Origin of the sequence: Palleronia pelagia, from assembly GCF_900110115.1 — a bacterium.
In the GTDB taxonomy this organism is placed as follows: domain Bacteria; phylum Pseudomonadota; class Alphaproteobacteria; order Rhodobacterales; family Rhodobacteraceae; genus Palleronia; species Palleronia pelagia.
Window position 1 is genome coordinate 185,963 of sequence record NZ_FOCM01000001.1, and the last position, 22,153, is coordinate 208,115.

22 protein-coding genes are annotated in these 22,153 nt (G+C 66.2%); 7 read left to right on the forward strand and 15 right to left on the reverse strand.

All coding sequences use genetic code 11. The annotated features are described in order from the left end of the window. The first annotated feature begins 3 nt into the window (after positions 1-3). From BMX96_RS00915 to BMX96_RS00930, 4 genes are read left to right on the forward strand one after another with little or no spacing between them, the layout of a single operon-like run. Positions 4-1,086 carry a polyamine ABC transporter substrate-binding protein gene (locus BMX96_RS00915; protein WP_091843226.1) on the forward strand — a complete coding sequence of 361 codons (1,083 nt, stop codon included), beginning with the start codon at positions 4-6 and terminating at the stop codon, positions 1,084-1,086. 50 nt (positions 1,087-1,136) lie between these two features. Further along, a complete protein-coding gene (locus BMX96_RS00920) occupies positions 1,137-2,228 on the forward strand; it encodes an ABC transporter ATP-binding protein (RefSeq protein WP_091843228.1) in 1,092 nt (363 codons plus the stop codon). After that, positions 2,225-3,094 carry an ABC transporter permease subunit gene (locus BMX96_RS00925; protein ID WP_214606820.1) on the forward strand — a complete coding sequence of 290 codons (870 nt, stop codon included), beginning with the start codon at positions 2,225-2,227 and terminating at the stop codon, positions 3,092-3,094. Before BMX96_RS00920 ends, BMX96_RS00925 begins: the two co-directional genes overlap by 4 nt. Then, positions 3,091-3,903 carry an ABC transporter permease subunit gene (locus BMX96_RS00930; protein ID WP_091843234.1) on the forward strand — a complete coding sequence of 271 codons (813 nt, stop codon included), beginning with the start codon at positions 3,091-3,093 and terminating at the stop codon, positions 3,901-3,903. Before BMX96_RS00925 ends, BMX96_RS00930 begins: the two co-directional genes overlap by 4 nt. A 101-nt stretch (positions 3,904-4,004) precedes the next feature. Here BMX96_RS00930 and BMX96_RS00935 read toward each other — a convergent pair whose 3' ends face one another. From BMX96_RS00935 to BMX96_RS00970, 8 genes are all read right to left on the reverse strand, one after another. After that, positions 4,005-4,706: a Crp/Fnr family transcriptional regulator gene (locus BMX96_RS00935; RefSeq protein ID WP_091843236.1), complete on the reverse strand. Its 702-nt coding sequence runs from the start codon at positions 4,704-4,706 to the stop codon at positions 4,005-4,007. Beyond that, positions 4,703-6,544 carry a CHASE2 domain-containing protein gene (locus BMX96_RS00940; RefSeq protein WP_175481622.1) on the reverse strand — a complete coding sequence of 614 codons (1,842 nt, stop codon included), beginning with the start codon at positions 6,542-6,544 and terminating at the stop codon, positions 4,703-4,705. Before BMX96_RS00940 ends, BMX96_RS00935 begins: the two co-directional genes overlap by 4 nt. Beyond that, positions 6,541-7,158, reverse strand: coding sequence for a FecR domain-containing protein (locus BMX96_RS00945; RefSeq protein ID WP_091843241.1), 618 nt, complete (start codon positions 7,156-7,158; stop codon positions 6,541-6,543). The genes BMX96_RS00940 and BMX96_RS00945 overlap by 4 nt, the downstream gene beginning before the upstream one ends. Positions 7,159-7,316: 158 nt before the next feature. Beyond that, positions 7,317-7,562, reverse strand: a complete 246-nt coding sequence (locus tag BMX96_RS00950) for a DUF4278 domain-containing protein (protein WP_175481623.1) — start codon at positions 7,560-7,562, stop codon at positions 7,317-7,319. Positions 7,563-7,827: 265 nt separating this feature from the next. Next, entirely contained in the window at positions 7,828-9,030 is a 1,203-nt protein-coding gene (locus BMX96_RS00955; RefSeq protein ID WP_091843248.1) for an ROK family protein, read from the reverse strand. A 9-nt stretch (positions 9,031-9,039) separates the two neighbouring features. Continuing rightward, complete coding sequence (locus BMX96_RS00960) at positions 9,040-10,332, reverse strand: TRAP transporter large permease (protein ID WP_091843250.1); 1,293 nt, start codon at positions 10,330-10,332, stop codon at positions 9,040-9,042. After that, positions 10,322-10,849 carry a TRAP transporter small permease gene (locus BMX96_RS00965; RefSeq protein WP_091843253.1) on the reverse strand — a complete coding sequence of 176 codons (528 nt, stop codon included), beginning with the start codon at positions 10,847-10,849 and terminating at the stop codon, positions 10,322-10,324. The genes BMX96_RS00960 and BMX96_RS00965 overlap by 11 nt, the downstream gene beginning before the upstream one ends. A gap of 33 nt (positions 10,850-10,882) precedes the next feature. Next, on the reverse strand, positions 10,883-11,851 hold the full coding sequence (locus BMX96_RS00970) for a TRAP transporter substrate-binding protein (protein ID WP_091843256.1): 969 nt from the start codon (positions 11,849-11,851) through the stop codon (positions 10,883-10,885). Positions 11,852-12,025: 174 nt separating this feature from the next. Between BMX96_RS00970 and BMX96_RS00975 the strand changes: the two genes are divergently transcribed. From BMX96_RS00975 to BMX96_RS00985, 3 genes are read left to right on the forward strand one after another with little or no spacing between them, the layout of a single operon-like run. Further along, positions 12,026-12,769, forward strand: coding sequence for a glucosamine-6-phosphate deaminase (locus BMX96_RS00975; protein WP_091843259.1), 744 nt, complete (start codon positions 12,026-12,028; stop codon positions 12,767-12,769). A 10-nt stretch (positions 12,770-12,779) separates the two neighbouring features. Continuing rightward, positions 12,780-13,793 (forward strand): N-acetylglucosamine-6-phosphate deacetylase, encoded by a 1,014-nt coding sequence (locus BMX96_RS00980; protein ID WP_091843261.1) that lies wholly within the window; start codon positions 12,780-12,782, stop codon positions 13,791-13,793. Further along, complete coding sequence (locus BMX96_RS00985) at positions 13,790-14,869, forward strand: Gfo/Idh/MocA family protein (protein ID WP_091843265.1); 1,080 nt, start codon at positions 13,790-13,792, stop codon at positions 14,867-14,869. Before BMX96_RS00980 ends, BMX96_RS00985 begins: the two co-directional genes overlap by 4 nt. A gap of 111 nt (positions 14,870-14,980) precedes the next feature. Here BMX96_RS00985 and BMX96_RS00990 read toward each other — a convergent pair whose 3' ends face one another. From BMX96_RS00990 to BMX96_RS01020, 7 genes are all read right to left on the reverse strand, one after another. Then, positions 14,981-16,000 (reverse strand): ABC transporter permease, encoded by a 1,020-nt coding sequence (locus BMX96_RS00990; RefSeq protein WP_091843268.1) that lies wholly within the window; start codon positions 15,998-16,000, stop codon positions 14,981-14,983. Continuing rightward, positions 15,997-17,490, reverse strand: coding sequence for a sugar ABC transporter ATP-binding protein (locus BMX96_RS00995; protein ID WP_091843271.1), 1,494 nt, complete (start codon positions 17,488-17,490; stop codon positions 15,997-15,999). Before BMX96_RS00995 ends, BMX96_RS00990 begins: the two co-directional genes overlap by 4 nt. A gap of 48 nt (positions 17,491-17,538) precedes the next feature. After that, positions 17,539-18,609: a TMAO reductase system periplasmic protein TorT gene (torT, locus tag BMX96_RS01000; protein ID WP_091843273.1), complete on the reverse strand. Its 1,071-nt coding sequence runs from the start codon at positions 18,607-18,609 to the stop codon at positions 17,539-17,541. A 71-nt stretch (positions 18,610-18,680) separates the two neighbouring features. Further along, positions 18,681-19,652: a 5-oxoprolinase subunit C family protein gene (locus BMX96_RS01005; protein WP_091843276.1), complete on the reverse strand. Its 972-nt coding sequence runs from the start codon at positions 19,650-19,652 to the stop codon at positions 18,681-18,683. Next, a complete protein-coding gene (locus BMX96_RS01010; RefSeq protein WP_091843279.1) occupies positions 19,642-20,517 on the reverse strand; it encodes a 5-oxoprolinase subunit B family protein in 876 nt (291 codons plus the stop codon). Before BMX96_RS01010 ends, BMX96_RS01005 begins: the two co-directional genes overlap by 11 nt. Before the next feature lie 5 nt (positions 20,518-20,522). Continuing rightward, positions 20,523-21,899: an acetyl-CoA carboxylase biotin carboxylase subunit gene (locus tag BMX96_RS01015; protein WP_091843282.1), complete on the reverse strand. Its 1,377-nt coding sequence runs from the start codon at positions 21,897-21,899 to the stop codon at positions 20,523-20,525. Between the two features lie 2 nt (positions 21,900-21,901). After that, the gene (locus BMX96_RS01020; protein WP_091843284.1) at positions 21,902-22,138 is read right to left on the reverse strand and encodes an acetyl-CoA carboxylase; all 237 of its coding nucleotides are present in this window, start codon (positions 22,136-22,138) and stop codon (positions 21,902-21,904) included. Between the last annotated feature and the right edge of the window lie 15 nt (positions 22,139-22,153).

Consider the following 22,153-nt stretch of genomic DNA (forward strand, 5'->3'; position numbering starts at 1 on the left):
CCCATGACCCGCACGACTCTGACGGCCCTTCTCCTGACCATGCCCCTCGCGGCGCAGGCGCAGGAAACGCTGAACTTCTACAACTGGTCCGACTACATCGCCGAGGACACGATCCCCAACTTCGAGGCCGAGACCGGCATCGACGTGAGCTACGACGTGTTCGACTCCAACGAGGTGGTCGAGGCCCGGATGCTCACCGGCTCGACCGGCTACGACCTGGTCGTGCCCTCGCTGGAATTCATGGCCCGGCAGGCGCAGGCCGGTGTGTTCCAGCCGATCGACACCTCGAAGATCAGCAACTACGGGAACCTCGACCCCGAGATCATGCGCATCATCGCCACCAACGACGCGAACAACACCTACGGCGTGCCGTGGATGATGTATTCGGTCGGGCCGGGCTACAACACCGCCATGGTGACCGAGAGGCTGGGCGCGGAGGCCGATCTCGACACCTGGGACATGGTGTTCGATCCCGCCAATGCCGAGCGGCTTGCAGATTGCGGCATCGCCCTTCTGGACAGCCCGTCCGAAATCGTGGGCGCCGCGCTCAACTATCTCGGGCTCGACCCCAATTCCGAGGACACCGCCGACCTGGAGCAGGCCATCGAGCTGCTGAACGGTATCCGTCCGCACATCCGCTATTTCCACTCGTCGCAATACATCAACGACCTGGCGAACGGTGATATCTGCGTTTCGGTCGGCTATTCCGGCGACATCCTGCAGGCACAGGACCGTGCCGTCGAGGCCGGGAACGGGGTCGAGATCACCTATACGATCCCGCGCGAAGGCGCGCTTCTGGGCTTCGACATGATGGCCATTCCGGCCGACGCGCCCAATCCCGATGCCGCCCACGCCTTCATCGACTACTTCCTGCGCCCCGAGGTGACCGCGGCGGTGTCCGACGCGGTCTTCTACGCCAACGCCAACAAGGCGGCGACACCGCTGGTTTCGGACGAGGTGCGCAACGATCCCGGCATCTACCCGCCCGAGGAAACCGTCGCCAAGATGTACACGCCCACGCCGAAATCGGCGCGGTTCGATCGGGCCCTGACGCGGGCCTGGACCACGTTGAAAACCGGTCGCTGACACGTCGGGACCGCCCCGGACCGGGGCGGTCCTTCTTTCGGGATCGAGCGATGTCCAACCCCTTCATCCGCATCGACGGCGTCACCCGCACCTTCGGTGAGGTCTATGCCGTCGATGACGTTTCCCTCGATATTCAGCAGGGCGAGCTGTTCTGCCTGCTGGGCGGATCGGGTTCGGGCAAGTCCACGCTGCTCAGGATGCTGGCCGGGTTCGAACGGCCCACGGCGGGCCGCATCATCATCGACGGGCGCGACATGACGGATGTGCCGCCTCATGCGCGCGACGTGAACATGATGTTCCAGTCCTACGCGCTGTTTCCGCACATGAGCGTCGAGCGCAACATCGCCTACGGGCTGCACCGCATGGGCATGCCCAAGGCCCAGATCGCCACGCGCGTGACCGATATGCTGTCCCTTGTGCAGATGGAAAAGCTGGCCCGCCGCAAACCTGACCAGTTGTCGGGCGGCCAGCGCCAGCGGGTGGCGCTGGCCCGGGCGCTGGCACGGCGGCCGAAACTTCTTCTGCTTGATGAACCGCTGGGCGCGCTGGATCGCAAGCTGCGCGAGGAGACTCAGCTTGAGCTGAAGAAGATCCAGTCGAGCCTCGGCATCACCTTCATCGTCGTCACGCACGACCAGGAGGAGGCCATGACGCTTGGCGACCGGCTGGGCGTCATGAACGAGGGACGCATCGTCCAGGTGGGCGCGCCACACGAGGTATACGAGTTTCCGCAAAGCCGGTTCGTGGCCGATTTCATCGGCACGGTGAACCTGTTCGAGGGCACCATCGCCGAGGATCGCGACACCGATGCCGTCATCGCGAGCCCGGAGGCCGGCATCGACATCCGCATTCCGCACGCCGTGACCGGAACCGCGGGACAACCTGTCGCCGTGGCCCTGCGACCCGAGAAGATCGTCATCTCGCGCACTTTGCCGGATCCCTACGACAACGTTCTGACAGGGCAGGTCACCGACATCGTCTACAGCGGCAACCTGTCGGTGTTCCACGTCACGCTGGCCTCGGGCAAACGCGTGCGCGTCAGCCGCACCAACCGCCTGCGCGCCGAAAGCGAAGGCATCGGCGCCGGGGATGCCGTGCAGCTCGGCTTCACCGGACAATCCGCCGTGGTGCTGGCCTCGTGAAACGTCTGGTCGCTCTCGTCCCGGTGGCCTGGCTGGGGCTGTTCTTCCTCGTGCCGTTCCTGGTGCTTCTGAAGATCTCGTTCTCCGAGCCGGCCATCGCCCAGCCGCCCTACCTGCCGCTTCTCGACTGGGCCGACGGGATCCTGACCATCGCGCTGAACCTCGGAAACTACATCTTCCTGACCGAGGACCCGCTCTACCTGCTGTCGTACCTGTCTTCGGTGAAGATCGCCGCGATCTCCACCGTCCTGACCCTGCTGCTGGGCTATCCCATGGCCTATGTGATCGCGCGTGCGCCCGAACACCGGCGCGGGCTGCTTCTGATGCTGGTGATCCTGCCCTTCTGGACGTCGTTCCTGCTGCGGGTCTACGCTTGGATCGGACTGCTGAAGGCGAACGGGATCGTCAACAACGCCCTGCTGGCGGTCGGGGTCATCGACCAGCCGCTGGTCATGTTGCAAACTGATTTCGCCGTCTATCTCGGGATCGTCTATACCTACCTGCCATTCATGATCCTGCCGCTCTACGCCACGCTGTCGAAGCTCGATGCCGACCTGCTGGATGCCTCCGCCGATCTGGGCGCACGGCCCGGGACCACCTTCCTGACCGTGACCTTGCCGTTGTCTCTGCCGGGGGTCGTGGCGGGGTCGATGCTGGTCTTCATTCCGGCGGTGGGCGAGTACATCATTCCCGCGCTGCTGGGGGGGCCTGGGACCCTCATGATCGGCTCGGTCCTGTGGAACGAGTTCTTCCTGAACCGCGACTGGCCGGTCGCCGCGGCCGTGGCGATCGTCATGGTTCTGGTCCTGGCGCTGCCCATCGCCCTTCTGCGGCGGGTTCAGGCCCGCGAAGGCGAACGGCCATGAGCCACACCGTCCTGCGCCTTGTCGTGATTGCGGGCTTCGTGTTCCTCTACGCCCCGATCGTGAGCCTGGTGATCTACAGTTTCAACGAGAGCCGCCTCGTCACGGTCTGGAGCGGTTTTTCCACCAAGTGGTACGGCGAGCTTCTACGCGACCCGCAAATCCTGGGCGCGGCCTGGATCAGCCTGAAGGTCGCCTTCCTGGCCGCGTGCCTGGCCACGGTCCTCGGCACGCTGGCGGCGACGGCCCTTGTGCGCCACGGGCGGTTTCGCGGGCAGACCCTTCTGGGCGGGCTGGTGACCGCCCCTCTGGTGATGCCCGAGGTCATTATCGGGCTGTCGCTGCTGCTGCTGTTCGTGGCCCTGGACAATGCCCTCGGCTGGCCAGGCGGTCGCGGTCTGAGCACGATCGTCATCGCCCATGCCACCTTCGGCACGGCCTTTGCTGTGGTAGTCATCCAGGCGCGCATGGTCGCGCTCGACCGTTCGGTCGAAGAGGCCGCGCAGGATCTTGGCGCTCGCCCCCTGCGGGTGTTCTTCGACGTGACGCTGCCGGGGCTCGCGCCCGCGCTGGTGGCGGCGTGGCTGCTGGCTTTCACCCTCAGCCTCGACGACGTGGTCATCGCCAGCTTCGTGGCGAGCCCGGGCTCGACCACCCTGCCGATGGTGATCTTTTCCAAGGTCCGTCTTGGCGTCTCGCCCGAGGTCAATGCCCTGGCGACACTGGTCATCGCAACCGTCTCGATCTTGGCGCTCTTTTCGGCATGGCTTTCGGCGCGCCGTCGTGGCGCGGGCAGCGGTCTTTCAGGGTAAACGCAGCTTTGCCCGGGACAGTGTGCTGGCGCGCCCGCCCCGGTGAGAGGCATTCCAAGACCGAGAAACCGCAACCAAGTGACCCGAAGGGCGGCGCGAACTCAGTCCGAAGAACTGCGCAGGCGCAACGCTGCGAGAGACCGGATCGTGATCTTCCCATCCTCCATCGACAGGATCCCGTCACATGACATCGCGGCCAAACGCTTGTTCACCGCCTCGCGCGTGACGCCGAGCATGTTGGCAAGCTCCGTCTGCGAGAACTTGGCGGTAAAGCGCGCCTCGTCGCCGTCGATTTCGGCGTGTCCCATGGCAAGATCGTGAAGCTTCGCGGCAAGCCGTGCGCCCATGTCCTGAAATGCGAAACCCCGCAGATCCGAAGTATTGCGTCTCAGCCGGTCGCATAAGAGCACGATCAGGTGCCGCGCCAGCCTTGGATCGGTCTCGAGCACCGCGTCGAAGGCGGCCTGCTTTACGAGAAGCATCCGCGCGGTCTCCAGAACGCTCGCGTTGGCCGTGCGCGACGCGCCGTCGAGCATGGCGATCTCGCCGAAGGCTTCACCCGGTTCGATCAGAGCCAGAGTCAGCTCGCGCCCTTGCACATCGTTGATCCAGATGCGGACAGTGCCCGAGATCAGGATGCGCATTCCGTCCGAGGCATCGCCGGCGTAAAAGACATCCATGCGCCGGTCCCGCGTCTCGAGCGTGCTGGTCTCGGCCAATCGCGCGATGGTCTCGGGCTTGGCGCCCTCGAAAAGATAGCATTGCCGGATCAGATCGGCCCGGCCCCCCGTCGCTTCGTTCATCGCAAGCTCCCGACGCGTTTCTCCACGGGCCGCACCCAGACCGAGACGGGGGCCGCCCGACCGCGCAAGTTCAATTCGCCCGCCGGTTCCAATCCGGCTGCCGGACGGTCGTCCAGCGCGGCGACGAAATCGGCGGACGCCGCGAAGCTCGCGCCCATGCGCTTTGCCGCATCCTGAAGCCGGCTTGCGATATTTACCACATCGCCACTGATCGCGACCGTCCGGTGACGCAACCCCCCCAGGATACCCAACTCCACCGGGCCGAAATGGGCGCCGGAGCGCAGGACCAGGCCCTGCCGGTTCGCATCGTCGAGAAGGCGGTCGATGAATCGCAGCGCCCGGGTGGCCTCGTCGCTGGTGGGGGTCGGCACGCCAAAGACGACTAGCACACCATCGCCGGCGAAATCCATGATCGCACCGCCCTGCGGTTCGGCGGCGGCTTCCACGAGTTCATGGAACCGGCGCAGGAATTGCGCGGTCTCGGTCGGCCCGACACGCTCCGCGATAGACGTGAAGCCGGCCACGTCGACGAAGACGACGACAGCCTCACGCGGAAGCGGATTGCCCAGGGAATCCGCTTGCGAGGCAATGGCCTCGACCAGGCGCGGCGACTGGAACCGGGCGAGCGTCGCCGCGCGACGTCGTGTCTCGAGCACGCGCCGGGTGCCGCCGATGGCCAGACCGCAAAGAAGCGCGGACAGGACGGTCGTCGCATCCAGCCACCACCCGCGGGCGAAGGCCACCTGAAGCACCAATAGCGCCAAGACGATGATCGATACACTTGCGATGATGAACAGGGCCGGGCGCCGTCGGCCGCCTGCCCAGTATCCTGCAAGGGCGAGGGAGATGGCGAGCCCCCCGCCAAGGCACCAGGCGACCAGGTCGCGGCGCAGGGTCTCGCCGGCAAGAAGGTTCGCGGCGAGGGTGGCATGCGCTTCGACGCCGGGCAGCACCGGATCAAAGCTGGTGGCGTGCCGGTCGCCGAAGCCGGTCGCGGTGGCGCCGAGGAACACGACCCTGCCGACGAGATCGGCGCCCTCGAGATCCCCTGCGGAATGCGTCGGGATCGCCCCGCCCGGTCCGTAGAAGTTGAGCGGCAGCGCGCCGGTGGTGTCGAGCCAGGCAACCGGCCAGTCGCCGCTGAGCCGCCCCGCGATGTCGTCGCCCGGCAGGACGATCTCAGGCCGGCGTCCCACCGCGGACGCCGCGGCGACCCCCAGGCCCGGAAGTGTCTGGGTCCCGTCGGGCGTGAGCAGCGTCAGCGCCGGGCGCATCCGGCGCAGCGCGCCGTCCGTGTCGTGCTTGACCGTCACATGACCCAGAGCGGCATGACCCTGCAATTCGGCCGTCGGTCCCAACGAAGGAAGTGGCCTGATCGGGTCGGCTCCGATGACAAGGCCGAAACCGGCGGGATCGATCAATCCTGTCATCTCATGTCCCGCCGGAGCTTCGGCAACGCCCAGGACCGTTTCGCCGCGATCCAGTGCTTGGGCGAGGGTGGCGTCGTCGGGCCTCGGATCGACGAGCAGTAGGTCGAGCGCAACGACGGCCGCGCCGCCGTCGAACAGCGCGTGCACGGTTCTGGCGATGTCCGATCGGCTGGGCGGGAAGGTCTCCAGTCCCGCGACCGCCCTGTCGTCGAACACGACGATGGCCGTACTGTCGGGGGACGGTCGGTGCCCGCGCACCTGGAACCGCAGGTCGAGAAGACGTCCCTCCAGGCCCGCACCGATCTCGGTCCGCGCGCCCGGATGCCAAAGAGACAGCGCCAGGGCGGTGAGGAGAGCCAGCAGCCCGCCGACAGCGGGCCCGCGCCACCGCCTCCAGCGACGCCTCACCAAGCGGGTCCCAGGAGTTCCGAAAAGAGGTCGATCCTTGGTTGCCCCCATTGCACGACTGCACCCACGGTTCCATCCGCGGACACGTCGACCCCGTCGCCCGGCCCCAATCGCGCGGTACCGGTTTCGCCGAACACGAAGACGTCACCTTCGCGCGCGAAGATAGCGCTGGCACCGCTTGCGACCTGCATGGCCCACTCGGTCGAGCGTACTGCGGCGACAGCCGAGGGGGTGCGCACCTGCACCTCTTCCCCCGCATCGCCATTGCCGAAGATGAACCCCGCGATACCCTGCATGATCCCGAGCCGGAAGGTCCGGGGCGCCTGCTCCAATATGCGCAGGACCGTGACCTCCGACCCGGGCCCCACCACCACGCGGAGTCCGCCGTTGCATTGCAGCGTCGCGCGGGCGCCATCCGCGGTCCGCAGCGTAGCGTTGCGGCCCACCCCCAGACCCACCTCCGCGGGACGGCCGCCGGCGCCCAGTGCGGAGACGCGAGCGGTTCCGTCTAGGCCAAGGATGACGCAGATGTTCCCGAGCGGCGTCTGCGCCCCTGCCTGGTGCAAAGGCACGCTTGAGAGAGTCGCGATCAGGAACAGTGCCCGCAGCTTCATGTACCGGAACCTCGTGGGTGTCAGGGTCACGCTGGCCGAATACTCTGATCGAGTCAAAGTTTCAGAACAGTCCCTTAACCCCTGGCGGCAGGCCTTCCTTAATGAGAAAGGCCTATCGCCCGGTCGCGCGAAGCCGGTTTGAACACCTCGCGGATCTTTCAGGCCGCGAGCGCACCGAGTGTCCGGGCCTCGCGCGGCTCGGAAAGGGGCGTGATTTGGCCGGCCACGCGAAGGACGTAGCGCACGCCACGGTAGCACATGACGGAGGCTGTCTGGCGCATAGACGTGGTCGCTGCGGACAGCCCGTCATGGGGCACGCCACGATAGATCAGGTTCATCGGTTTGCGGGGGCTGTTCGTCCGCGCCCCATCGTGAGCGATACCGCGATAGATCAAAGTGGTCATTGGAATTTCCTTTCCTGCGCTTTGGCTGTTTGGCCAACCTCGTGTCTGGCCATGACCTGAACATGCCATCCCGCCTTGGGGCGCGCTGTGAACGTGGTCACACCTCGTTCCAGCGCCGTCCTTGGACTTCCCGGCGCGAGCGCGAAGTCGCGTGCCTGTTCCGGCCCGCGCTCTTCATCGAAAGGGTTGGAGTCTCAAGGACGGGCGCGGCGCCAACAGGCCATTCGGGTCGTGCGCTAAGACGCCCGGCCCAAAGGCGACCGAGTCATTTCACGGGGGCCTGAGCCCGTCGGGCAGGGCGGGTCGGCACCGTGTCGCCTTGTTCCAGCAAGGTGCGAAGGGCGACGGCGAAGGGTTCGCGCAGCGCGCCTGCCAGTTCCGGCGCGTGGCTGCAGTCGCTCACCGAGACGCGGACCTTGTCGTGCGAGCGCAGCATTGGCGCCTTTTCGAGGCTCTGCACGAAACGACTGAAGACCTCGGGGTTCTGCACGAAGGGACCGGTCAGGATGACGCGGTCGGGAAACAGCAGACGGCAGAGATTGGCGGTCAGGCGTAGCACCTCGACCAGCGCGTCTTCGACCACGGCCGAATCCCGAAGGTCCATCCGCGCAAGATGCGCGGCGATGGCGCCCTCGCTATAGGGCAGTTCCGGAAACTCGGTCAGCAGGGCGGGCCGGATCGACCAGAGCGCCGCGACGGTTTCGAGACAATCGGTGTTGCCGCAGGTGCAGCGCACGTCGCGGCCATTCCCCAGACGCCAGTGACCGATCTCGCAGAACCGGCCGCGGTCACGGTTCACCACGTCGCCGCCCGCCGCGTAGGCGGCCCCGATGCCGTGGCCCCAGTGCAGCAGCAGCGCGGTTTCACCGGGTCCATGGTTCTCCGAAATGCGGCGGCCGGCGAGCTCGGCGTCGAGATTGCGGACAAGCCAGACCGGGCAGTCGAATTCGTCCAGCGCATCGCCGAGGTCCAGGTCCCGCATCTCGGGCCAGCGGGCCGAGACGCACCAGGTCAGGCGCCCCACGTCGAGAAGGCCCGACAGCGAACAGACCACGGCGCAAAGCTCGACCTGCGGGGCAAAGAGCGCGGCGGTGTCTGCAACCAGCCGCCGCAGCACTTCGGTCATCGCCTCGGTGCTCGTGTCCTGCGGCGGCGCCGCGGTCTGCTGGCCCAGCACGCGGAGGTCCAGGTCGACGGCGCTGGCCACCAGGGTCTGGTCGGTCACGGTCACGAAGACCGCCCCGAGGCGAAGCTGGTTCAGCGAGAGGACGGCGGCGGGCCGTCCCTTGCCGCGGCCACGGGCCGTGTTCTCGTGCAGCACGCCGCACGAGATCAGCTGCCCCACCAGGTCCGACACGGTGGTCGAGCGTAGGCCAAGCTGGCGCGAGATCTCGCCCCTGTTCGTGGCCTGTCCGCTGCGCACCAGGGTCGTGACGGCGATCAGGTCATCGATGCGGCTGTTTTCCATGGCGATCGTTCAACGCATCATTTCTGGCAGGGTCATCGTGAGCGCCGGGACATACGTCACCAGCAGCAGGACCACAATCATCGCCAGGTAGAAGGGCCACATCTGCCGGACGGCTGCGCCCATTCGGATCCGCGCGATTCCGCAGCCGACGATCAGGGATGTACCCACCGGCGGCGTGCACAGCCCGATTCCGAGATTGAGGATCATCATCACCCCGAAATGGATCGGGTCTACGCCGACCTTCGTGACGATGGGCAGCAGGATCGGCGTCAGCAACAGGATCAGCACGCCCATGTCCATGAGCATTCCCAGCACCAGCAGAAGCAGGTTGATCGCCAGCAGCACGAAGAGCTTGTTGTCCGAGATGAAGAAGATCCCCTCGGCCAGCAGGGCAGGTATGCGAAGGTAGGACAGCAGGAAGCCGAAGACCGACGAGGTCATGATGATCGCGGTCACCATTGCAAGGGTTGTCAGCGTGCCCGCGAAGATGCGCGACACCGCCGCACGATCGAGGCTGCGATACCAGAAGGTCGTCACGATCAGCGCGTAGACCACCGCGACGGCGGCGGATTCCGTCGCGGTGAAGATCCCGGTCAGGATGCCGCCGATGATGATGACGATGGTGAAAAGGCCGATTGCCGCGTCGGCCAGCGTCGCCAGACCGCTTCGCCACGTATAGCGGCGGCCGAGCGGGTGACCGTGGCGCTTGGCCATCACCGCGCAGATGGCCATCAGCGACGCGCCCAGCAGGAATCCCGGGACGTAGCCTGCGAGAAACAGGGTCGAAATCGGCAGCCCACCGGCGGCCAGCGCGTAGAAGATCATGTTCTGGCTCGGCGGGATCAGGACGCCCTGCACCGACGAGGTGATCGTCACCGAGACCGAATAGCCGGGCGGATACCCCGCCTTGCCCATGGCGGGGATCAGGAAGGACCCGATCGAGGCGACATCCGCGACGGACGAGCCCGAGATGCCGCCGAACAGGGTGCTCGCCACCACATTGCCGTGGGCGAGGCCGCCGCGCAGCCGCCCCACCAGGACATCGGCGAGCTTGACCAGTTTGTCCGATATCCCGCCTTCGGTCATGATGTTGCCGACGAGGATGAAGAACGGCACGGCCAGGAAGGTGAAGGAGTTCAGGCCGTTGATCATCCGCTGGGCCACCAGCAGAAGCGGCAGTCCCAGATACGTGGCCGTCGCCAGCGACGCGAGGCCGAGGGCGAAGGCGATCGGCACCCGGATCAGCATCAGCCCGAGAAATCCGCCCAGAAGCAACGCGATCCCGGCCCAGTCAGCGGACATTCGACGCCTCCGCGCGCGAGATCTCGCGATTGTCGGGGATCGAGACGTCGCGCAGCACGATGTTGCCGAGCGCGTTCACGATGCCAAGAAGCCCGCCGACGAGGGCGGGGATGTAAAGCAGCGCCTTCGGCAGGCCCGAGGCCGGCAGGACCTGCACCCCGGCGAGATCGACCAGGTCCTGTCCGTAGTACATGACCGTGAACATGAACCCCGCCATGGAAAGCTGCGCCAGGTAGTCGAGCGCAAGGGCCACGCGATGCGGCAGCAGATCGCGCAGGAAGGTGATGGCCACGTGTTCGTGGCGCCGGATGCCCACGGCCACGGCCAAGAGGCCGAACCATATGAGAAACAGCAGTGCGATCTCCTCCGACCAGCTGGTCGGGCTATTCATCACGAAGCGCAGGAAGACCTGTGCCACCGTGACGGTCGTGATCGCCACCAAAAGAAGGTGGCAGGCCAGCGCGGCCAACCGGTTGGTTGCGTCGAGTGCTTGGGCCAGTCGGCCGCGCCGGGTCATCGGTTTCAAAGCGTTCTGTTTCGCCGCGGCCGCTTACTTCGCGGCCTGGATCCGCTCGAGCAGGGGCATGAGGTCCGGGAACTCCTCGTAGATCGGCTGCACCGCCTCCTGGAAGGGGCCGTTATCGATCTCGTTCACGGTGGCGCCGCCCTCGACGACGGTTTCCCGCGCCTCTTCGTTGGCCTCGCGCATGATCTCGCGCTCGTACATCGATGCCTCGACCGCGGCCTGCGTCACCGCCTCCTGGTGCTCGGGCGACAGGCTGTCGAACCGCGCCTTGTTCATCAGCAGCAGGGCCGGGGGGCTGAGGTGGGCGTCGATGACATAGTTCGGCGCGACCTCGTAATGCGCCGAGGTGTGGTACGAGACGAAATCATTCTCGGCACCGTCGATCACGCCGGTCTGGAGCGCCGAGTAGACCTCGCCATAGTTCATCGGGGTCGGCACCGCGCCCAGCAGTTCCATCATGCGGATCGAGATCGGGGCGGGCTGCACCCGGATCTTCAGGCCTTCGAGATCCTCGATGCTGGAGATGGTCACGCCCTCGACGGTGTAGAATGACCGCGCGCCGGCATCCATGTAGGCGAAGCCCTTCAGGCCCACATCCTCGAGATCGGCTAGCACCTCCTGACCGATGTCGCCGTCCAGGACCCTGTACTTGTGGTCCCAGTCCGCGAACACGTAGGGCAGGGTGAAGGCGCCCATGGAGGGGCTCACATTGGCCAGCCCGACCGAGTTCACGCGGGTGAAATCGATGATGCCGGCCTGCGCCTGCTCGATCGTTTCCGGCTCCTGGCCCAGCTGGGCGCCCGAGAAGACCTGAACCTCGATCTCACCGTCGGTGTATTCCGAGACAAGCTCGGCAAAACGGTACATCGCGACGGTGACCGGGTTGCTGTCGGGCTGGTTCTCGGCCAGCCGCAAGACGGTCTGGGCCGAGGCCGCTGTCGGGATGATGGCGGCGCTGGCCAGCAGTCCCAGCAAGGTGTGACGCAGTTTCATCGAATAGACTCCCTGATTGGTTGTTGTCTTTACGCCACCAAACCCATCGCGTGCCGGCGCGTCAATATATTTGAACACATTCGTTCCAAAAAAAGTGATCGATGCTTGTCGGGTTGACAAAATTGCTGAAAGGGCATCCATATATAAAAACATTAACGTTCAAAAGGCGGGCGCATGAAGACCACGGTTCACATAGACAAGGAAACGATGGGCCGTGCCGCGGCCGAGGAGGGGGCCGCGCTGATCCGCGAGGCCATCAACCGCGACGGTCGCGCCGCGATCATCGTGGCGACCGGCGCAAGCCAGTTCGAGATGCTCGAACATCTCGTGCGCGAGGATGTCGACTGGTCCAAAGTCACCGCCTTCCACCTGGATGAATATGTCGGCCTGCCGGACGATCACCCTGCCAGCTTCCGGGGGTACCTGCGCGAACGCTTCGTGCGCCCGGTCGGCAACCTGGGCGAATTCGTCGAGGTCGACGGGAATGCCGCCGACCTGGACGCCGAGATCGCCCGCCTGAACGCGCGCATCGCCGCCGAGACCATCGTGGTCTGCTTCGCGGGCATCGGCGAGAACTGCCACCTGGCCTTCAACGATCCGCCCGCGGATTTCGAGACGGAGGATCCCTATATCGTGGTCGACCTGGATGCGGCCTGTCGCCAGCAGCAATACGGCGAGGGCTGGTTTCCGACGCTCGAGGACGTGCCCGCGCAGGCCGTCTCGATGTCCATCCGTCAGATCCTCAAATCGGACCACATCATCCTGACCGTTCCCGATGTGCGCAAGGCGAAGGCCGTGAAAGCCGCCTTGCAGGGCCCGGTGAGCAACATGGCCCCGGCATCGATCCTGCAAACCCATGACAGCGTCAGCGCGCACATGGACCCCGAGGCATCGCAACTGCTGACCGGCAAGATCTGAGGGGCGGGGCGTGCAGACCGACGGACTGTTCGACCTTCAGGTCAATGGCTACGCGGGGGTCGATTTTAACGACATCTCCGTCACGCCCGCCGCCATGGACCGCGCATTGGAGGCCATGCTGGCCGACGGAGTGACCGGCTGCCTGCCGACGCTGATCACCGCCACAGCGGAGGATCTGCGCGCGCGGTTCGACGCGCTTGACGCAGCGGTGCGCGCCAGCCGTCTGGGTCCGCTTATGGTGCCGGGCTATCACCTTGAAGGCCCGTTCCTGAACGCGGGCGAGGGGTATCACGGCTGCCATCCGGCCGCCGCCATGTGCGATCCGTCGGTCGTACTGGTCTCCGAGCTCGAGGCACGGCTCTCCCGCCCGATCCTGCTGGTGACGCTGGCCCCCGAACGGGCGGGCGCGGCCGAGGCGGTCCGAAAGCTGGCCGCGTCGGGCAAGATCGTGGCCATGGCGCATTCCGCTGCCGGGTTCGCCGACGTGCGCGCGGCCGCCGACGCGGGGCTGTCGGTTTCGACACACCTGGGCAACGGACTGCCACAACTTCTGCCGAAGCTCGACAACACGCTGCTCGCGCAACTGGCCGAGCCGCGCCTTGCCGCGTGCCTGATCGCCGATGGCCATCACATCCCGCCGGATGCCCTGCGCGCCCTCGTCAGCCTCAAGGGTCCGGAAAACTGCGTTCTGGTCAGCGACGCGGTCGTCGCCGCCGCAATGTCCCCGGGCGACTATCGCTTCGCGGGCATGGAGGTGCGGTTGACCGAGGACGGGCGCGTGGTGCAGCCGTCAGGTGTCGGTCTCGCCGGGTCGGCCTTGCGCCTGGATCAGGCCGTCCGGAACCTGGCGGACTGGTCCATCGCCGATCCCGAGGCCGCCGCCGCAATGGCGGGACCCGCTGCACGCAAGATCCTGCGGCGCGCGCTCGTCCATCACCGCATCACCCTGGGCCCCGGCCGACTGGCGTGGGACGACGCGCTCCGGCCCCGGGTGGTCGAAATGCCGACCGTTCAAACGGCATGAGCCCTGTCCCGAGGCTCGGCGTCGCGGGGTGCGGCACCTATGGCACCATGATTCTCAAATGCTTCGCCGCCGAGCAGCGTCGCGGCAGGGTCACGCTTGCCGCAGTGGCTGATCCCGATCCCGACCGGCGGCAATGCGCGGCAACGACGTTTCATCTGCCCGCCTATGCCGATGCCGATGCGATGATCGAAAGCGGCGAGATCGACGTCCTCGCGGTGGCAACGCCCGACCACCTGCACGCGCCCATTCTTTTCAATGCCTTCCGCCACGATCTTCACGTCATGTGTGAAAAGCCTCTGGACATCCAGTCCGCCCGTGCGGCCCGGCTGGCCGAGGCTTTTGCGGAGGCCGGACGGGTGCTCTACGTCGATCAGCACAAGCGTTTCGATCCCGCCCATATCCGGCTGCGCGAAGACATTGCGCGCGGAGTTCTGGGCCGGCCGCTGTACGGCAGCGTTCACATGGAAGACCGGATCGAGGTGCCCGAGCGCTGGTTGCGTGATTGGGTGGCCGAGACCTCGCCCTCGTGGTTTCTGGGGGTGAACTTTTACGATCTCGTGACATGGCTTACGACTCTCGAACCCGAGCGGGTCTGGGCCACGGGCCAGAAGGGTGCGCTGTCGGCTCGTGGGCTCGGCGATGTCTGGGACAGCATTCAGGCCATGGTCTCCTATCGCGGCGGTTTCCAGATGCACTACGATCTGAGCTGGGTCCTGCCCCGGTCCTTCCCCTCGATCGTCAACCAGGGCATCCGTGTCGTGGGCGATGGGGGGCTGGCCGAGGTCGACAGCCAGCAGCGCGGCTATTTCACCGCAAGCGCCGGGGCGCCGGGGGCGGCAGAGGTCAATCCGTTCGGCGCTTTGGAATACGATCATCCGCTGCATGGCCCGGTGACCGAAGGGTACGTCTTCGACGCGATCCGCCAGTTTCTCGACGTGCTGGCCGCGGTCGACGCCGGAACGCCCGCGGCGGATCTGGCCGGGCGCTATCCCGACGGCGCTTCGTCGGTGACGGCGATCAGGCTGGCCGAAGCGGTGGACCGCAGCCTCGCCAGCGGCGGGATCGAGCCGGTCTGAGCGGAACGGCGATGTGGCGGATGCCTCCGGGCGGTCGGCGTCAACAGATTTTCAATGGCAAGCCGCCGCCGGAAGGATTCTCCGAGAACCCTCGGCCGGACACTCGCTTTCCTACCGGGCCTGCATCATCATCCGGTACCGCACCTGGTCGAAGATCACGGCAAGGATCAGCAGCGACCCCAGAAGCACCATCTGCATGTACGAGCTGACCTGCGCCAGGTTCATGCCGTTCTGGACCAGCACGATGAAGAAGGCGCCAAGCACCACGTTTTCCACCCGGCCGATGCCGCCGCGCAGGGATACGCCGGCGATCACGCAGGCTGCGATGGATTCCAGCGCGATCGAGCCGCCAAGATTGGCCTCGCCCGACTCGACCCGCGCGGTCAGCAGAACCCCGGTCAGCGACGCCAGCAGCGCGCAGAGCGCGTAGGCGATCATCAGCGTCCGCCGCGTGTTGATCGCCGACAGCTCGGCGGCGCGGATGTTGCCGCCCACCGCGTAGATCTGCGTGCCCAGCCGCGTGCGGGACATGAAGATCCACATCAGCACGATACACACGATCGCCACCAGGACCGGCACAGGGACACCGAAGAGCCGCCCGAACCCGAAGACGTTGCCGAAGTCGAAAGGCAGGCCCGACACCGGAACGCCGCCGGTCATGAACAGCGCCAGTCCCCCGCCGACCGACGACACGCCCAGCGTCATGATGAAGGGCGAGACCTGGAAGTAGGAGACACCGATGCCGTTGACGATGCCGATCAGCAGGGCGGCACCGAAGCCTGCGAGGATGCCGATGGTGATGGCGAACCAAAGCATCTCGGGGAACACGCCCGATGCCCAGACCATGGTCAGGGCCGACACGACCGAGGTCACGGCGATCGCGGTGCCGACCGAAAGATCGAACCCGCCAGAGATCAGCGCCAGCATCTGCCCCAGCGCGACAAGCACCAGGTAAACTGACTGGCGCGCCACGTTGATCAGGTTCTGGCCGGTCAGGAACTTTGACGACAGCAGGCTGAAGACGACCACCGCCACGATTAGGAACACGGGCAGCACACCCAGCCGGATGAAGGTGCGGCGCGCGAAGTCCTGCAGGCCGCCGCTGGCTTGATTGGTGGTGGTCCTTGTCATGATGCCTGTTCCCGGTCTTCGAAAAATTTGCGCAGGACGCGATCCTCCGAGATCTCGTCCTTCTCCAGTTCGTCGACGATCCGCCCCTGCGCCATGACCAGCAGGCGGTGCGAAAGGTTCAGGACCTCCGGCAGGTCCGACGAGACGACGATGACGGCGTTCCCGTTTTCGGCCAGGTCGCGGATCATCCGGTAAAGGGCCGCTCGGGTGCCCACGTCGACGCCCACGGTCGGCTCGTCGAGGATGAAGATCTCCGAGGGCTGGGCGAAGCACTTGCCGAACAGCACCTTCTGCTGGTTGCCGCCCGACACCTGGCTGACCAGCCGCTTGCGGTAGCCGGGGTCGAGCTCCACCCGGTCAGAAATCGCGTCCGTCTCGGCCCGGACGCTGGACCAGCGCACGAAGCTGCGGCCGCGCCCCTCGATCACATTCGTGGCGAGGTTGTCGTGCGAGGTCCGGGCCAGGTCCAGCCCCTCGGCCTTGCGGTCGGGCGAGAGATAGTAGAATCCGCGCGCGATCATGTCCCGGACCGGCAGGCCGGACACGTCCTCGCCGCGGTGGCGGATGGTCCCGCCCGAGCGCGGCACGACGCCCATCAGCGCGCGTACAAGCCGCGACTTGCCGCACCCGACCAGTCCGGCGATGCCCAGCACCTCGCCCTTCATGATCTCGAAATTGGCGGGTTCGACACCCGGGGTGGACAGGCCGTCGACGCTGACCACCGTCTTGGGGTCCGTGCGCTGGATCCGCGGGTAGATCTCGGTCACCTCGCGGCCGGTCATCATCTCGACCAGCGTGTCGTCGTCGGCATCCGCCATCTCGAGCGTGCCGATCAGCGCGCCGTCGCGCAGTACCGTCACCCGGTCCGCGATGCGGGCGAATTCCTGGATGCGGTGCGAGATGTAGATGACGCCGACACCCTTGGACTTCAACTCGGCGATCTGTTCGAACAGGTGATCAACCTCCCGATCCGTCAGCGACGCCGTCGGCTCATCCAGGATCAGGACCGACAGCTCGCCGTGATGGGCCTTGGCGATCTCGACCATCTGCTGCGCGGCGCGCGACAGCGTCGCCACCATCGCGCCGGGATCGATCGGGAAATCGAGTTGTTGGAAGATCTCGCGCGTCATGCGCTTCATCGCGCGATGATCCACGAAGGGACCGCGCCGCGGTTCGCGTCCAAGGAAGATGTTCTCGGCAACGCTCAGCGTCGGGATCAGCGAGAATTCCTGGAACACCGTGAAGATGCCCGCCTCCTGCGCCGCGCCCACATCGGCGAAGGACACCTCGCGGCCGTTCAGGCGGATGGTGCCCGACGTGGGGCGGTTGGCCCCCGCCAGCATCGAGATCAGCGTCGACTTGCCTGCGCCGTTCTCGCCGAACAGCACGTGGACCTCGCCGGGACGCAGCGCGAAATCGACATCGTCGAGCGCGCGCACGCCGGGATAGAGCTTGGTCAGCCCCGTGGCTTCGAGAACATGTTCTGTCATTGGAATATTGTGTGGCGCCATCCCCAGGGCGGGGATGGCGCGCGTTCCTTACTCGACCGAGAAGACCGGACGGAAGCTGCGCGGCGGCAGGATGTCGTCGCGGTTGACGTCGCCAACGTTGTCCTCGCTCACCACGAAGATCTTCGGACCCACGTGCTGGATGTAGTCCTTGTCCTCGAGGATGCGGACGGCCTGGTCCACCGCCATGCGGCCCTGGATCACCATCGAGTCCGCCGGCGCCGCCTCGATGAAGCCCCGCTCGATCCCGTCGTAGACGCCGGGGGTCATGTAGAAGGCGAGGATGCCGATATCTTCGGTCAGCCCCTGCGAGCGCAGAAGCCCCTGCGCCGCCTCGGCCGTCACCGCTGTGCCGGCGAGGTAGTCGACCTCGGGATTGGCCTGGAGCACGTCCTCGACCAGGCTCAGCTGGGTTTCCTTGCCGGTGTCGCCGTAGCGCGGTTCGAGCACCTCGATGGACGAGCCTTCGACCGCGTCCATGAAGCCCTGGTGCGCGGCCTCGACCCAGCCGGCGCCCGCGGGGCCGGGGAACCAGCCGACCTGCACCGGCTCGCTGTCGCCCGAATGCTTGTCGACCAGGTACTGTCCGGTCTCGTTGCCCATGGTGTAGAAGGACACCAGCGCCTTGGCCGCGATCTGGTCGGACGACACGCCGTTGATGACGTCGATCACGGGGATGCCCTGGCCGGCGATCTCGCCGATCACGCTGTTCAGGCCATCGTAGGAGATCGCGCCGACGATCACGGCATCGGCGCCCGAGGCCACGCAGTCTTCCATCTGGCTGATCTGGTTCGCCAGCTCGGTATAGCCGCCGGCCTCGACCACGTTCAGCGCGACGCCCAGGCGCTTGGCCTCCTCGACAACGCCGTAGTCCACGCCCAGCCAGTAGGCGTCCTTCATGTGCGGGAACGAAACGCAGATGTTCCACTTCTCCGACGCGCTTTCCAGGGCCTCGTAGGTGACGGCGGACGTTTCACCGTCGGTCGAGAACGGGGGCGTGACCTGCTCGGCCTCGTAGGGGAACCAGGCGTCCTGTGCCATGGCGCCTGCGGGCAGCAAGGCAATCGATGCGGCAAGGGCCGTATTCAGTCGATACTTCATCTTTCGGTCTCCGGGTTGGTGTCAAAACTCAGTCGTCCGCCGACGCCCCGGCGGGGCACCGGCGGCCGGGGTCATCCCAAGTGGCTGCGGATCTTCTCGAGGACCGCTGATTGTTCCTTGCGGGCGGCCAGCGCCTCGTCCATGTCGACGCGCTTGAACCGGACGGTGGTGTTGGGCTGGAGCTGGCCGATCAGGTCCATGTCGGCCGAGATGATCGCCCCCAGCGTGAAATACCCCCCGCCGGACACCGCATCGCGGTGCAGAACGATGGGCTCGGTCCCGCCGGGCACCTGGATGGAGCCGTAGGAATAGCAGCCATCCACGATGTTCGACGGATCGGCCCCGGCCCCGAACGGCGCCTCGCGCTCGACGAAATCCAGGGCGCGGCCGCCCTTGAAGCGATAGCCCATCCGGTCGGCCTCGGACGCGACCATCCATTCGTCCTCGAAGAACGATGCCTTGGCGGCGTCGGTCAGACGATCCCAGTAAAGTCCGGGGAGGACCCGCAATTCTTCCGGGTCCGACGGATGGCGGCGCAACTCTTCGGGGATGGATCGACCAGCGGCGGCGCCCGACGCGGATCCGACTGGCAGGCTGTCGCCTTCCTGCACGGCGCGGCCTTCGATACCGCCCAGCGCCCCGATCGGGTAGGTCGAGCGGCTGCCCAGGTCGGCGGGCGTGTCGATGCCGCCGGAGATGGCGATATACAGCCGCGCGCCGGTGGTCAGGAAGCCGAATTTCAGGGTCTGACCGGCCTTCACCTCGAACGACGTCCACGCCTCGCGCGGCTCGCCATCCAGGGTCATCGGCATCTCGGCCCCGGTCACGGCGACCACGCCGTCCGCCCCGAACTTGATCTCGGGTCCCATGAACACGGCCTCGAGACAGGCGGCGTCCTCGGGGTTGCCGACCAGCAGGTTCGCGCTGCGCAGGGCGAGGCGATCCATGGCGCCACCCTCGGGAATGCCGAGGTGGAAATAGCCGGGACGGCCCAGGTCCTGGATCGTCGTCGAGATGCCGGGCTTGATGATCTCAAGCGTCATTGAGCGCCTCCATCAGCTTGGCGTTGGTGCCCGCGATGTCGGCCTCGTAGGCGTCCAGGTCGAACGTCACGTTGGCGATACGCGGGGTATAGGTGTTGTCTTCGACGGCCTTGAGGATCCTGTCGTATTCCTCGCGGTCGATCGGCTTCCACTTCACGATGTCGCCGGGCTTGAAGAAGACCATGAAATCCTTGAGGTAACTGGTCTCCTGCCGCGGATCGAAGATCGTCATGGGCGTGATGCCGAACATCTGGTAGCCGCCCGCACCGCGAACCGAGTAGACGCAGGAGAAACAGCCGCCGTAGCCCACGGTCTGCTTGGGTGTGTCGGTGCGGGGCCGGACGTATTTCGGCACCTCGATCTGCTTCTCGCGCTCGACCAGCTGGTAGAGGAAGGGAAGGCCGGAAACGAAGCCGACCATCGACACGAACCAGGGCGCGGAATGGTGCGCCTCGATGAAATCCTCGACCGTGTCGAACCCGTTGATCCGCGCGGCATAGGTCAGGTCGGTGCCCTCGGGGTCCTGGTGCCGCTCGCGAAAGCGCATCAGCGTCTCGTGCGTCCAGGGATCCTGGTAGTAGACCGGCACCTCGACGATGCGGGTGTCGATGCGGTTCTCGGACTTCTCGGCCTTGCTTTCCAGTTCCTTGATCCGCGACATCATCTCGTCGGGATGGATCTTGTCGGGGTCGAAACGCACCTGGAACGACGCGTTGGCCGGGCAGATCTCGGTCACGCCGGGAATGTCGGCGTCGCGTACGGCGTTGCTCATCGAGAGGGATTTGAAGAAGGCGGCGAGCGACATCTCCTCGTCCATCTCGACGAAAACATGCTCGTCGCCGCCGAATGTGTATCGTGTCTTCACGGGGGTCAGCCTCCGGTCTGTTGCGATTTGAGCCCGCCATCGGCCAGCCACGGCTCGAGCCAGCGGGTATGGAATGCGCCCTTGCGCACGTCCGGGTCGGCCGCCAACGCCATGTGCAGCGCAGCCGTCGTCGGGACGCCCTCGATCGTCAGGGTCTTCAGCGCGGACGCCATCTTGTCGATCGCCGCATCGCGGTCCGGCGCGTGGACGATCAGCTTGCCGAGCAGGGAGTCGTAGAAGGGCGGAATCTCGTACCCTTCGTAGAGGAAGTGATCGAAACGCACGCCATCGGTCTCGGGCAGATCCAGCGCGGCGATCTCCCCGGGCATGGGCAGGAAGTCGAGCTCGGGGTTCTCGGCGTTCAGCCGCACCTCGATCGCGTGGCCGGACATGGTGATGTCGGCCTGCGTCAAAGACAGGGCCGCGCCGCCTGCCACCCGGATCATCTCCTGCACCAAGTCGAAGCCGGTGATCATCTCGGTCACGGGATGCTCGACCTGGATCCGGGTGTTCATCTCGATGAAGAAGAACGCGCCCGTCGACTCCTCGAACAGGTATTCGACGGTGCCCGCGCCGCGATATCCCACCGACCGCGCCAGGTCGGCGGCGGACTGGCACAGCTTCGCGCGTGTCTCGTCCGTCAGGCACATCGCGGGGGCTTCTTCCCAGACCTTTTGGCGGCGGCGTTGCAGCGAGCATTCGCGCTCGAAGAAATGCACCGCGTCGGTGCCGTCACCCATGATCTGCACCTCGACATGGCGCGGGTTCATTACCGCCCGCTCGACGTAGAGCCCGCCGTCGCCGAACGCGGCCTCGGCCTCCTGCTTCGCCTGCGGCGCGAGCTTGCGCAGTTCCGCCTCGTCCTCGGCGATGCGGATGCCCTTGCCACCGCCACCGGCGGCGGCCTTCAGCATGACGGGGTATCCGACCTCGGCGGCGACGGCGACGGCGGCATCGACGCCGTCGACGCGTCCGTCCGAGCCGGGAACGACCGGCACGCCGGCGGTCTCGGCGGCCTGGCGCGCGGCGACCTTGTCGCCCATGCGCTCGATCGTGCCCGAGGCGGGGCCGACGAAGATCAGACCGGCGTCATCGACGGCCTTGGCGAAGGCCGCGCTTTCGGACAGGAAGCCATAGCCGGGATGCACCGCATCCGCACCAACGGATTTGGCTGCGGCGACCAGCGCGTCGATGTCCAGGTAGGATTTCTTCGCGGGGGGCGGTCCGATCTCGACGCCTTCATCGGCCAGCCGCACGGCCAGCATGTCGGCATCTGCCTCGGAATGGGCCTGGATCGTGTGGATGCCAAGGGACTTGGCGGCCCTGACGATCCGGACGGCGATCTCTCCGCGGTTTGCGATGAACAGGCGTTCGATGGGCACGATCAGCTCTCGACCGTCGCCAGGACCGCGCCGGCCTTCACGGCGGATTCGTTGTCGGCCACGTAGCCGCCGAAGGTGCCGGCGGTCTCGGCCTTGACCTCGACGAAGGTCTTCATCACCTCGACCAGCCCGATCACGTCGCCTTCGGCGACGGTGTCGCCCTTGGCCTTGAACGGATCTTCCTCGGGCGAGGGGCGGTGGTAGAACGTGCCGGGTGCCGGCGCTTGGATGTCAGCCATGGGCGTTTCCTTTCC

Coding starts and splice junctions, on each gene's coding strand:
- BMX96_RS00950 (WP_175481623.1), bottom strand. CDS start 7,562: ATGACCACTTTGATCTATCGCGGTATCGCTCACGATGGGGCGCGGACG.
- BMX96_RS00995 (WP_091843271.1), bottom strand. CDS start 17,490: ATGACAGAACATGTTCTCGAAGCCACGGGGCTGACCAAGCTCTATCCC.
- torT (WP_091843273.1), bottom strand. CDS start 18,609: ATGAAGTATCGACTGAATACGGCCCTTGCCGCATCGATTGCCTTGCTG.
- BMX96_RS00920 (WP_091843228.1), top strand. CDS start 1,137: ATGTCCAACCCCTTCATCCGCATCGACGGCGTCACCCGCACCTTCGGT.
- BMX96_RS00930 (WP_091843234.1), top strand. CDS start 3,091: ATGAGCCACACCGTCCTGCGCCTTGTCGTGATTGCGGGCTTCGTGTTC.
- BMX96_RS01005 (WP_091843276.1), bottom strand. CDS start 19,652: ATGACGCTTGAGATCATCAAGCCCGGCATCTCGACGACGATCCAGGAC.
- BMX96_RS00955 (WP_091843248.1), bottom strand. CDS start 9,030: ATGGAAAACAGCCGCATCGATGACCTGATCGCCGTCACGACCCTGGTG.
- BMX96_RS00970 (WP_091843256.1), bottom strand. CDS start 11,851: ATGAAACTGCGTCACACCTTGCTGGGACTGCTGGCCAGCGCCGCCATC.
- BMX96_RS00985 (WP_091843265.1), top strand. CDS start 13,790: ATGAGCCCTGTCCCGAGGCTCGGCGTCGCGGGGTGCGGCACCTATGGC.
- BMX96_RS00935 (WP_091843236.1), bottom strand. CDS start 4,706: ATGAACGAAGCGACGGGGGGCCGGGCCGATCTGATCCGGCAATGCTAT.
- BMX96_RS00945 (WP_091843241.1), bottom strand. CDS start 7,158: ATGAAGCTGCGGGCACTGTTCCTGATCGCGACTCTCTCAAGCGTGCCT.
- BMX96_RS00975 (WP_091843259.1), top strand. CDS start 12,026: ATGAAGACCACGGTTCACATAGACAAGGAAACGATGGGCCGTGCCGCG.
- BMX96_RS00965 (WP_091843253.1), bottom strand. CDS start 10,849: ATGACCCGGCGCGGCCGACTGGCCCAAGCACTCGACGCAACCAACCGG.
- BMX96_RS01020 (WP_091843284.1), bottom strand. CDS start 22,138: ATGGCTGACATCCAAGCGCCGGCACCCGGCACGTTCTACCACCGCCCC.
- BMX96_RS00915 (WP_091843226.1), top strand. CDS start 4: ATGACCCGCACGACTCTGACGGCCCTTCTCCTGACCATGCCCCTCGCG.
- BMX96_RS00960 (WP_091843250.1), bottom strand. CDS start 10,332: ATGTCCGCTGACTGGGCCGGGATCGCGTTGCTTCTGGGCGGATTTCTC.
- BMX96_RS00990 (WP_091843268.1), bottom strand. CDS start 16,000: ATGACAAGGACCACCACCAATCAAGCCAGCGGCGGCCTGCAGGACTTC.